This window comes from Streptomyces cyaneofuscatus, assembly GCF_042718795.1.
In the GTDB taxonomy this organism is placed as follows: Bacteria; Actinomycetota; Actinomycetes; order Streptomycetales; family Streptomycetaceae; genus Streptomyces; species Streptomyces cyaneofuscatus_A.
On sequence record NZ_JBHXOX010000063.1, the window covers coordinates 1 to 11,050 of the forward strand.

The following is an 11,050-nucleotide window of genomic DNA, read 5'->3' on the forward strand; positions in this document are numbered from 1 at the left end:
CTCGCCGCGGGAGGGCTGACCAACCGTGAGATCGCCGGTGCGCTGCACCTGTCGCCGCGCACGGTCGAGCAGCACGTGTACCGCATCATGCGCAAAACCCACGCGGTCTCCCGCCGGCATCTGCCCACGAGCCACGCGGATTCCTGAGGCGATGGCACCGTGCGCCTTCCGAGCACGCTGCCGGAAAGGACGCGTCGCCCTCGGCTCTCAGTACCCGCGCCGCTGCGGCCCGAAGCGCACGGGGACGCCGACCCCTAGAGCAGCGACAGGCGGGCGCTGGCCCGGGTCAGCGGCTCACCTCCGCTCGCGCGGAGAGCACATCGCGAGCGGGTCCGGTGTTGTCCGCGGCCGCGGCTCACCTCCGCTCGCGCGGAGAGCACATCGCGAGCGGGTCCGGTGTTGTCCGCGGCCGCGGCTCACCTCCGCTCGCGCGGAGAGCACCTCCTCACCTCCATGGCCGCCGTTCCCGGGGCCGGCTCACCTCCGCTCGCGCGGAGAGCACTGCAGCACGGCCTTCTTCGCCGCCTGCTCCAGCGGCTCACCTCCGCTCGCGCGGAGAGCACACGGTAGATGAGGTCACGGACTCATCGGTCGGCGGCTCACCTCCGCTCGCGCGGAGAGCACGCGATCACCGGAACCGCCGGAACCTACTCCTACGGCTCACCTCCGCTCGCGCGGAGAGCACGCCTCCGTCGCCGTGGCCACGGAGCGGCGCGCCGGCTCACCTCCGCTCGCGCGGAGAGCACTGCCACCAAACCCGGAGTCTGCTCCTTCGGGCCGGCTCACCTCCGCTCGCGCGGAGAGCACGCCGCGAGCGCGTCGGACCAGTCGCCGTACTCCGGCTCACCTCCGCTCGCGCGGAGAGCACGTAAGGACCTTCGGGCCGCCCTTCTGGTCCCGCGGCTCACCTCCGCTCGCGCGGAGAGCACGCCAGGGCCGACGGCTCCGCGCTGCGGCACGTCGGCTCACCTCCGCTCGCGCGGAGAGCACGGCGGGAGTTCGGCCCAGCCGTTGAGGAAGTACGGCTCACCTCCGCTCGCGCGGAGAGCACCTCGGGGGCGCGGGTGGTCATCACCACCACCCCGGCTCACCTCCGCTCGCGCGGAGAGCACGGCGACGTCGCCTCCGACGCGACTCGTCGCAGCGGCTCACCTCCGCTCGCGCGGAGAGCACCTTCGCGAAGCTGCTGATCCTCATGCTGTCCTCGGCTCACCTCCGCTCGCGCGGAGAGCACGCTCTAGGGGTACCGATTCAGGACCGGTAGACCGGCTCACCTCCGCTCGCGCGGAGAGCACGCAAGCGCTCTGACCCGCTAGACGCACAGTTTCGGCTCACCTCCGCTCGCGCGGAGAGCACAGTGCAGGAGCACGGGCACGGTGCCCACCGATCGGCTCACCTCCGCTCGCGCGGAGAGCACGAGCGTGCTGAACTCGTACTTGTCGTCGGACGCGGCTCACCTCCGCTCGCGCGGAGAGCACCGTGACCCCTCCGGGAAGCAGCGCGCCAAGACCGGCTCACCTCCGCTCGCGCGGAGAGCACGCTTGTACGAGGAGCGGCGAGGCGAGCCGTTCAGGCTCACCTCCGCTCGCGCGGAGAGCACGTCCAGGCCCTCGATCCACTCGTCCTGGACGACGGCTCACCTCCGCTCGCGCGGAGAGCACGGTAAGTACGTCAAGCAGATGACGTTCCTGAACGGCTCACCTCCGCTCGCGCGGAGAGCACGCCCGCTCGCCGGGCGTCATGCGGAGAGGGAACGGCTCACCTCCGCTCGCGCGGAGAGCACTGCCACTCCTCGGGCACCTCGTTCTGGTACTCCGGCTCACCTCCGCTCGCGCGGAGAGCACGACCAGGGTCCTAGCTCCGCAACTCGTCACTGCGGCTCACCTCCGCTCGCGCGGAGAGCACGCCTGGGCGTGCTCGCGCAGCGGCAGGTCCTGCTTGTCCCAGGTGGCGGCCACGTAGTTGAGGAGTTCGGCCGTGGCGCGCTCGGAGTCGCTCGGGTTGCTGGTGAGCAGCTTGTCGGCGGCGAAGGCGACGTCGACGGCCGGGGTGGACAGGTCTTCGGGGGCGAGGGCGTTGCCGCGGTCGATGTCCAGGACCAGGAGGTGGCGAACCTGGTTGCGGGACTGGATGGTGATGGTGTCCTCGCGCGGCGAGTCCGCGTCCGCGACGGTGAAGCCGGGGTGGTTGAGGGTCGCCGCGGCGATGGCCTCGGTGAGCACCGGCTCGGGCAGCAGGTCGTCGTCGGTGGGCTCCGGGTCCTTGAAGGTCAGCGTGTAGTTGATGCCGGCCTCGGTGGTGAACCGCACCGTGTCGCCGCCCGGGTCGGCGTCCGCGGCCGTGAAGTGCGGGCTGCGGCGCAGCGCGTCGGCGACCCGGACCGGGTCGTGGTCGGCGTCGAACAGCGGGCTCTTGTCGCGGTCGATGGGCGGAAATTCAGCGGTCACGTATTCGCTCCGCGTCAGTAATCCAGATCGAGGTAATCGATGTCGTTGATTTCTACGTCCGACAGTCCCATAGCGCGACCGCCACCGTCCTGGAAATACACTTCTTTGAACCCTTCGGCGATGATTTCACGCATCTGCTGGTCGCTGGCCCCGGTGTCGCGGGCGTCGAAGAGGCGTTGTGCGTACGCGGCGGGGAGCTTCACGGTGAGGCGGCGGAACCGTCCGTCGTCGGTCGATCGGGCGGACGAGGTGTAGCCGAACCGGGCCCGGGTCTCCACCGTGATCCCGCCCGTCGCGGCGGCCTGCTTCTGACGGCGCTTGCGGACCATGGGCTGCCACCGCTGCCGTACGGCGTCGTCGATCTTCGCGGCGACGTCGGCGCGGGCGTGCTTACGCGCGCCGCGCCGGTAGCGGTTGACGGAGTCGGCGGTCACCCCGAGCTCCTGGGCGACGGCCTTCGCACTGCCCATCTGCTTGAGCAGGTAGCCGATCTGGCCCTTGAGGGTCTTTGGCGGGTCCTTGGTGAAGGCTTCCCGGTCGGCCCGCTCGATGGCGTCCTCGATCTCCCCCACGGCCTACTTCCCTTCGTCCAGGACGGCGTCGTGGCCGTCGCCCTTGATGTGGCGGGCCGGGTTGAAGCCCTTCTCCATCAGGTCGACCGCCCACGCCATCTCCTGGACGCCCTCCAGCTTCGCCAGACCCGGCGTGGGGCCCAGGCGGAAGGCCCCGGGCTGCGGCTTCCCGGAGGCCGCGTAGGGGAGGAAGTCGAGCGGGCTGGCGCTGGGGGTCGGGTAGACGACGCAGTCGGAAAGCACGGCCAGCGGGTACATCCCGGTCATCTTCGCCATGTTCGCGAGCTTGCGGTGCATGTTGACCCGGGCCTTGCTGATGACGGCGGCCCGGATGTCGGGGCGCCAGGTCGGGCGCATCATGGCCGGCCAGGGCTCGCCGTCCTTGTGGCCCTTGCCCTGCGGGTTCTCGAACAGCTTCCCGATGCCGCCCTTGATGGTGCCCTTGATCGCGGCGAGCACGGCGGTCAGCACCGGGTCGACCTGCTTGTGGTGCTCCATCGCCGCCAGGAACTGGGCGTCGGTGAGGTCCTTGGTGACGCCCATGTCGGCGAGGGTGTCGACGTAGGCGGTCTTGAGCCGGTCGTGCCACGGGTCCAGGTACGCCCCGGTCTCGCGGCGCAGGTACGCCTCCAGGATCTGCACGTTGTAGCCGAGCTCCTGGGCGTAGGCGACGGTGTGCGTCTGGTACCAGGCCGGGCCCATCGGACGGGTGCCGTCCGGTGTGAACGGGGAGGGCAGGCGCGGGTCGACCTCCACGTGGGACAGGTCCACCAGCCAGGACCCTGGAATCTTCGGGTTGAACTTCGGGCCGACGAAGTGGTCCGGGGCTGAGAGGCCGACGGTGAGCCGGGCCGCGGAGGCGAGGAACGCGGTGTTGAGGTCGAGGCCCACCGCGTACGGGAGCAGGCACTCCTCATCCGACAGGGTGTCCACCGACCGCACCCACTGGTACGCCTCCTCCCGGAGGAAGCCGCCCTTCCAGCCGATGCGGTGGACTGCCGGGTGCTCGATCTGGCCCTCCGGCGGGGCCGGGTCCATCGGCTCCGTACCGAGGCTGCCGGGGCTGTGGCCGGACACCCAGTTGCCGGTCTCCTCGTCGCGCACCGGGCGGGTCGGCGGGCGCAGCGCGGTCATCAGCTCCAGGCCGGAGACGGCGGTGGATCCGCGGGGGGTGGCCACCCGCTGGGCGTAGAGGCCGAGGACCTGGGCGATGGCGGCCGGGTCCATGTCGGCGACGCCGGGCCAGGAGCGGGTGTCGAGGGCGTCCCAGGGCAGGATCGCGAGCTGCACGCACTGGCGCTGGGCGCCGGTGGCCTTGCGGTAGATCCGGGCCCACGGGCCGAACCCGCGTTGGGTGAGCTGCCACTTGGCCTTGATGATCTGCTTGACGGCCGGGTGGTCCTCCTCCAGGCGCAGCCCGCGGCGGTCCTCCAGGCGCTCGGGCAGCCCGAGCTTCACGGCGGCCGCCGTAGTCAGGACGATCAGCGGGTCGGAGTCCTTGCCGTTGCGGTGCAGCTTCGGCGCACCGAGGCCGGCCTCCCGCAGCGTCCACTCCACCAGCTCCACGACCGTGGTCGCCGGGCAGTCCAGCACGATGCCGTCGACCCCGTACGCGGAACCGTCACCGTCCAGCACGGCGAGCGGACCGTTGGGGAAGCGCGGATCGGTCGCGGGCTTCGCCGCCTTCTTCGCGGCCAGGCGGCGCGACGACGTCGCCGGACGGGCGACGGGACGTTCCGGCACGGCCGGGACGACGGGGGCCTCCACCGGCGCGACGATGGCCGCCTCGGGTGCCTCGGGCGCGGCCGGGCCCGCGAACGTCTCCGGCACCGACACCGGCTGCGGCGCGGCGACCGGAGCAGGAGCGGCCGAGGCTGTGTGGGCGGGGTACTTCGCCGCCCACCCGTTCAGCAGCCGCTGGTAGGCCTCCAGGCGCGGCGACTTCGGCTCGGAGCGGCCGTTCTCGTAGTTCTTCACCGTCTGCACGGTCGACTTCAGCGCGGTCGCGAGACGGGCCTGGGTGATACCGGCGGCCTCACGCAGCCGGGCACGCTCCGCGGGAGGCGGGAGCTGCGGCTCCTCCTCCAGCAGGGCGTCGATGTTCGCGAACAGCTCTTCCTCGGATGCCATGGGTGGATCTCCTTCCGTACCCTCACCCTAGCATCTTTTACCCTATTCTTTAGCCTGATTTTTTAACCCGTTCTGATCATTGTCGGGCGGGATAAGAACTCTCGAACCTGAGACAACATCAGGTGCCGATAAAGCCCCACGACAGCGATCTCATCCATCAATCTCTCACCTCATGACAGCGGCCTGCCCACCCGTAAACAGCCGCTGACCAGCCCCGCAACACCCATCCCCGGACCAGCGCGACCGACTCTCACCACCACCGACACCAACCCGAGAGATCGCAGCAGACCCCCGAGTGCCGCTGATCCCTCAGGCGCCTGAAGGCTTGAGCCGGCAAGCGTTCCCCGCTGGCGCCCGCCGCCCGCTGGGCCTCCGCCGCGAAACGCGCCTTGAGCCCACGAAGACCTGCTCGACGAGATCGTCCTGCGCCGCGAAGAGATGACCGACGCCCCCGACGAACCGGTATCGAGCAGCACCTGCGGCTGCTGAACGCGAGGCAGGATCATCCGGCAGCCGATCTCCCGGCCGCCTCCACCAGGTCTTGGTTCTTGTAGGGGCCGCCGTGGTCGGTGGTGACCGTCTCCGGGGCGAAGAACGGAGACTTGCCGGCCACGCTGCGACTCTGGCGCAGCACGTCCTCGGCCAGGAGAAGGTCGATTACCGGGCACGCCGCATGCAGTTCTCCCGCTGGTCCATCGACGACAGGCAAGCGTTACTGATGGCGATCAGCCTCCTTGCCGGTCGCACACCCACCGGACGGGAGGGCCCTCGCAGTGGGCGCAGGGTCCGTGGAGCGGCAGTCGGTCCAGCCTGCGTGGGGCAGGGCGACGCCGGGGCAGTTCGGGCCGAGAGTGCAGGACATGCTGCCGTCCTCGTGGTCGAGCTGTTGGCCGGAGCAGCCGCCGGCGGCTACGAGTACGTCGGCGAGGCCGCTGAGATCAGGTGGGCCGATCTCCTGTGCCATGGCGACGAGGTCCTCGAAGACGAAGTCGGCGGCCTGGTCCGGGCGGTCGGCCCGGAGCGCCGCGCCGAGTGAAATGCGTCGGCATATCTGTGCTCCACCCGGCGTCGTGCGCTCCGCCACGGTCTCTCACCTGCTGCGTCTCTTCGGCACCCCGGGACCTGATGCCTGGCGCGGCTGCGGCGTCAGTTCGGGGCAGAGCCGAAACCCGTGCAAGTGACGGTGCGGCGGCTACGGGCCTGCCGGACGGTTAGCCGAGCCTGGATGGCCTGAATTCTCCCACTCGGCCACTCGTTGTTTGCATGAAACTCCGCAACGCTATGAACTATGGGCGTGCCCCACCTTATGTGCCGTGCACGTGTCCTGATGGTTCGTCGGTAATTTTCTGTCGTCTACTCGATGCTGCTGGGTGATTGCCGCACCATCAGGGTGCCGGACCGGCTATCCAATCCGGTTCGGTGTGCTTGTCTGTCCTGCCCTTGAAAACGGCTAGGCATCATTTCCAGATCAGTAATCCTGAGAGGAAGATCCCCACAGTCATGGCCGGAGCCAAGAACGGCGTTTTCGCCGGAAAGATATCCCCGTACTTACGCAAAAAAATCGAGGAAGCCGGGGGAACGCTCCCTTTCCTCGACATCCAATACACCGTTGACCCTTCAGAGGCGGTCGAGCAGACCTTCGAAGTGGCTCGTCACTACCAGTCGGAGATGAGTACCCTCTTCGAGGGCAGTGAAGTGCGTGGCGTCGAAAAGTTGTACCGGCGGACCCTGCTGGTCGAGCCCACGACGATCTGCGCCGCCCACTGCCGCTGGTGCATCCGCGGGCAGTACGACACCGCCACGCTCTCGCGTGAGGATCTGGAACTCATTGCCCGCTACTGCGGGAAGGCTCCGGAGAACCGCGACGTTCGTGAAGTGCTCATAACTGGTGGTGACCCGCTGATCCTGGTCGACCGGATCGAGTGGCTGCTGGACGCGCTGGAGGAACACGCACCCCAGGTCGAGATCGTGCGCATCGCTACCCGGGTGCCGCTCCAGGACCCGCGCCGGGTCGATGCCCGTATGCAGCACGCTCTGCGACAGCGTTCGACTTTCCGGGTTGAGATCGCTACGCATATCAACCACAAGGGCGAGCTGTTTCCCGAGGTCAGGGAGGCGTATACGGCGCTGCAGGAGGCCGGGGCACGCATCTACGACCAGACGGTCCTGCTGCGCGGGCTCAACGACAGCCTCGACACACTCGTCGAGCTCTTCGACGAGCTGCGCTACATGGGAATCGAGGCGCATTACCTCTTCCACTGCGTCCCGATCCGCGGCATGGACCACCACCGCACGTCCGTCGAGGAAGGCCTTGAACTGCACCGCCGGCTGGGAGCCTCAGGGCTGACTTCCGGCCGTGTACGCCCGCACTTCACGCTGATGACGGATGTCGGCAAGGTACCGCTGTATGAGGGGTCGATCATCGGCCGGGACGAGCACAATCGGATGCTGATACAGACCGCCTACCGGTACGAGGAGAGGATGTCCTGGGTCCCCGGCTGGCAGCTTCCCGGAAGTGCCCGCGTCGACGACAACGGGTTTCTGCAGGTGTGGTATTTGGACGCAATCGGCGGAAAGGCCGAGTTCTGATGCCCCGCCTCTGGCTCGGCAACGCCTGCACCGAGCACATGGTCGACCGCATGGACCTGCTCACCCAGAATGACTTCGACGGCATCCTGTTCGCCATGAAGCGCCTGGTGTGGCTGATGCGGGACGGCGATGCCCTCGTCCTGCCCCGACCGGCACCGGACGACTTCCTGCATCACGTCGCCCAGCACACGGGTATCTCCCCGGACAATATCCACGTGATCGCGCCGGACGCGGACCTCCTCACCCAGGACTTGCTCCACTCCAATGAGATCCTCGGCCGTCTGAGGCACCTGGTCACTCCTGCATGGGAGTTCTGTCCGTACATCCACGACCGGGGCGCCGAGGTGTTCGCGCGTGAACTCGGCCTTGTCACCAGATCACGCTTCGTCGCGGAAGGCGGTGCGGAACTGCTCAACAGTAAAGTCGTCTTCCGTGCCCTGGCTGCGGGGGCCGGGTTCGCCGTCCCCGACGGCATACCGTGCCGCACCACTGAAGATCTACTGCGTACGCTGCACCGGCTCTTGACCCATCACCCGGCTGTCATCCTCAAACGTGACCGCGCCGTCGGCGGCCACGGCAACACCGTGATCACCACCGATCCGGGCGTAAAAGGAATAGGAGCCCAGCGCACGATCGTCCTCGGCAAGGCGGCCGATGACGAACAGGTCCTCAAGGAGGCCGGGCTGACTACCACACATGCCCCACAGGGAGAGATCGTTCTGGAAGTGTTCCACCCAGGCTGCACGTCGGTGTATGTGGAGGTGGACTGCCCCGAACACGGCGGAGCTGTTGTCCTCAACGCAGGACAGCTTCGTACAGACCAGCATCCTCCGGTCCTCAGCGGACTCGCACTGCCGCCCCGCAGCGTGCCCGGACCGGCGTGGGAGCACTTCACGAGCGAGGCCCTGCGGATGGCCCGCTTCATGCAAAGCCTCGGTTATTGCGGTCTGGCCAGCATCGACGCCGTGATCGACCAGGCTGGCAATGTGTGGTTCAACGAGGTGAACGCGCGTCTGGGCGGCAGTACCCACCTGCATCACATCGCCGAGACTCTCATCGGCCCGGACTGGACGGACAGCCATGTCCTGATCAGCAGATTCAACGTCCGGGCACCCGCGCTCGCCCATCTTCTGCGCGCCATGCGGGAACACGGGCTCGCATGGGATTCCCGGCGAGATCATGGCATCGTCATCGCCTCCGATGACACCGCCGCCACCGGAAACCTCGAGTACGTCGTTTTGGGGCACACCCACGAAGAAGCCAGCGCCCTCGAAGACCAACTCACTGGCCTGATGGCCCAGTACGACAGTTAAGGATCACCACGCGTGGCGTACCGCGGCCTGTTCACCAAGCATGTCTCGATCTGGGCCGCGGTCGTCACGGCCAGCCGCCTGCCGGTGGCGATGGCGCCACTCGCCTTCCTCTTCTACGGGCGAGGTACGGAAGCCGGTTACAGCGGCGGCGCCGCCATGGCCGCCGCGTACGCCATCGCGGAGGCGGCAGGGGCCCCGCTTCTCAGCATGCGCCTGCGTACGCGTCCCTACCGCCGGGAAATCACCGCTGGACTGGGACTGTCGGCCGTCGCCTTCGCTTTGCTCGCTTTCCTTCCCACCCCCGGCACCGCGCTCGCTGTGATCCTCGCCGCGATCGCCGGCGCTGCCGCGGCCGCCGCACCGGGCGCATTGCGCACCATGGCTGAGGACCTCGCACCCACAAAGCGCCTCCATGCCGCCCTCAGCCTGGAATCCACGCTCAACATGGCCGCCTGGGCCGCCTCACCGGCCCTGGTCTCCTTACTCGCGCTCCAGTCCGCTCCGCAGGCCCCGTTCGTCCTCGCCGCGCTCGCCACGTGCGCCGCCACCGCCGCACTGTGGCTGCTGCCCGACAAGACCGGCGCCACGGACGACGGACAGCGGGTCCCGCTCAAACAGGCCCTGACGGCCTGGCCCGTCTACCTGACGAGCATCGCCGCCATGTACCTGCTGGCCAGCATCGAACTCACACTGCCCGCTCTGCTCCAGCACCGGGAGCTACCCGTTACCTACAGCGGCCCGATCCTCACCGGCTTCGCCCTAGCGAGCATCCTCGGCGGCCTTGTCTATGGCGCGCGCACCTGGCCCGGCAAGGTGGAACGTCAAAGCACCCTTCTGCTCATCATCATGATCGCGGGCGTCGCCGCCACCGCACTCGCCTCCACCTGGACAGTGATCGCCGCTCTCCTCGCTCTCACCGGTCTCCTGCAGGCAGCCGTACTGATCACCCGTAACCTCACCCTCCGCGAACAACTGCCCGCCAGCCTTCACCCCGTCGGCTACTCCGTCCTGTACGCCGGCAGCGGCATCGGCTACGGCCTCAGTGCAGCCGCCACTGGCCTCCTCCTCACCATCACAACTCCCGACACCACCGTCCTCATCGCCACCGGCACCACATTCCTACTGACCGCAGCGACGTGGCTCAGGCGCAAAACTCCAAAGACCAAGCAGAGCTCTGCGGATATCCAGAGGCAGGACACCCCTCAACTTGAGGACGGATGAGAATACGCCCCCCAGTCGCGAGCAAGCCGAGCACGCCCTGCCCGAAGGGCCCGCAGCGAGGAGCCACGGCCCGCTTCGACTACCTCAGCGCCGAGATCGAATCCACCGAGGAGGCCACTGCCTCGGCCAACCGACTCAACGACACCGGCCCGGCGACCTTCCAGGAGAACGACACGTCCTCCTGCTACGCCCTCCTCAACAGCGAACGCGCCGCCGCATGCCGCCGTGCCCCGCCCTGACGGGGAGGCGATCTCCACGGCCAAGAGGACGTCGTGCACGGGCATCGCGGTCACCTCGGCCGAGGCTGTGGCGTCGATGACGACCAGGTCGGGGATGAGCAGCCCGTCCGGCACTAACGTGTTGATCGCCTCCAGAACCTCGACGTCGGCGGCCGCGACCGCGGCGACCTGCTCCAGGAGGTTGTGGAGACGGTAGGAGGCGCGCTGGTGTCCCGCAGCCCCGAGGGCTGGGCGTCGGTTGTCCCCAACTGGAGGCTGGCCCCCGCGCCGCAGCCCAGCGGCGAACTGATCCCGCCCATCCAGGCTGCGGTGAACTTCTCCTTCACCCCCATCGAGCTGGACCACACCGACCCGTTCGGCGTCACCGTCGTGCTGATGGAAAAGGACGGCAACCGCATTAGCCTGACCGTAACCTTCGCTCGCGGACCGCATGGCCCACGACTTCGACGACGCGGGGGGGGGGGGGGCGGGGGGGCGGGGGGGGGGGGGGGGGGGGCCGCGCGGGCGGGCGGGGCCGGGGGGCGCGGCCCGGTGCGGTC

Annotated in this window: 9 protein-coding genes and 1 CRISPR repeat array; of the genes, 7 read left to right on the forward strand and 2 right to left on the reverse strand. The window is 68.6% G+C overall.

Annotated elements, in window-relative coordinates; all coding sequences use genetic code 11:
- Together ACFWRT_RS37315 and ACFWRT_RS37320 are read left to right on the forward strand one after the other, a co-directional pair.
- The coding region (locus tag ACFWRT_RS37315) for a helix-turn-helix domain-containing protein (RefSeq protein ID WP_380955616.1) at nucleotides 1–147 on the forward strand (147 nt) is incomplete at its 5' end.
- A 143-nt stretch (nucleotides 148–290) separates the two neighbouring features.
- Nucleotides 291–1,905: direct repeats of the CRISPR family, unit length 29 nt; unit sequence CGGCTCACCTCCGCTCGCGCGGAGAGCAC.
- A gap of 8 nt (nucleotides 1,906–1,913) precedes the next feature.
- Complete coding sequence (locus tag ACFWRT_RS37320; protein WP_380955590.1) at nucleotides 1,914–2,468, forward strand: hypothetical protein; 555 nt, start codon at nucleotides 1,914–1,916, stop codon at nucleotides 2,466–2,468.
- Here the strand turns inward: ACFWRT_RS37320 and tpg are convergent.
- Together tpg and tap are read right to left on the reverse strand one after the other, a co-directional pair.
- Nucleotides 2,462–3,019, reverse strand: coding sequence for a telomere-protecting terminal protein Tpg (gene tpg, locus ACFWRT_RS37325; RefSeq protein WP_380955591.1), 558 nt, complete (start codon nucleotides 3,017–3,019; stop codon nucleotides 2,462–2,464). The genes ACFWRT_RS37320 and tpg overlap by 7 nt on opposite strands.
- A gap of 3 nt (nucleotides 3,020–3,022) precedes the next feature.
- The gene (gene tap, locus ACFWRT_RS37330; protein ID WP_380955593.1) at nucleotides 3,023–5,149 is read right to left on the reverse strand and encodes a telomere-associated protein Tap; all 2,127 of its coding nucleotides are present in this window, start codon (nucleotides 5,147–5,149) and stop codon (nucleotides 3,023–3,025) included.
- An 874-nt stretch (nucleotides 5,150–6,023) separates the two neighbouring features.
- Here tap and ACFWRT_RS37335 point away from each other — a divergent pair.
- The 5 genes from ACFWRT_RS37335 (at nucleotide 6,024) to ACFWRT_RS37355 (ending at nucleotide 10,511) form a co-directional block, all read left to right on the forward strand.
- Nucleotides 6,024–6,185 carry a hypothetical protein gene (locus tag ACFWRT_RS37335; RefSeq protein WP_380955594.1) on the forward strand — a complete coding sequence of 54 codons (162 nt, stop codon included), beginning with the start codon at nucleotides 6,024–6,026 and terminating at the stop codon, nucleotides 6,183–6,185.
- 464 nt (nucleotides 6,186–6,649) lie between these two features.
- Complete coding sequence (locus ACFWRT_RS37340) at nucleotides 6,650–7,738, forward strand: radical SAM protein (protein ID WP_380955596.1); 1,089 nt, start codon at nucleotides 6,650–6,652, stop codon at nucleotides 7,736–7,738.
- Nucleotides 7,739–7,788: 50 nt separating this feature from the next.
- Entirely contained in the window at nucleotides 7,789–9,051 is a 1,263-nt protein-coding gene (locus ACFWRT_RS37345; RefSeq protein WP_380955597.1) for a preATP grasp domain-containing protein, read from the forward strand.
- Nucleotides 9,052–9,063: 12 nt separating this feature from the next.
- Nucleotides 9,064–10,272, forward strand: a complete 1,209-nt coding sequence (locus ACFWRT_RS37350) for an MFS transporter (protein WP_380955598.1) — start codon at nucleotides 9,064–9,066, stop codon at nucleotides 10,270–10,272.
- A complete protein-coding gene (locus ACFWRT_RS37355; RefSeq protein ID WP_380955599.1) occupies nucleotides 10,269–10,511 on the forward strand; it encodes a hypothetical protein in 243 nt (80 codons plus the stop codon). Before ACFWRT_RS37350 ends, ACFWRT_RS37355 begins: the two co-directional genes overlap by 4 nt.
- Nucleotides 10,512–11,050: the final 539 nt, after the last annotated feature.

What these genes read in the sequence shown, in the direction of transcription:
- ACFWRT_RS37340 (WP_380955596.1), top strand. Translation starts at nt 6,650, where the DNA reads ATGGCCGGAGCCAAGAACGGCGTTTTCGCCGGAAAGATATCCCCGTAC.
- ACFWRT_RS37345 (WP_380955597.1), top strand. Translation starts at nt 7,789, where the DNA reads ATGGACCTGCTCACCCAGAATGACTTCGACGGCATCCTGTTCGCCATG.
- tap (WP_380955593.1), bottom strand. Translation starts at nt 5,149, where the DNA reads ATGGCATCCGAGGAAGAGCTGTTCGCGAACATCGACGCCCTGCTGGAG.
- ACFWRT_RS37355 (WP_380955599.1), top strand. Translation starts at nt 10,269, where the DNA reads ATGAGAATACGCCCCCCAGTCGCGAGCAAGCCGAGCACGCCCTGCCCG.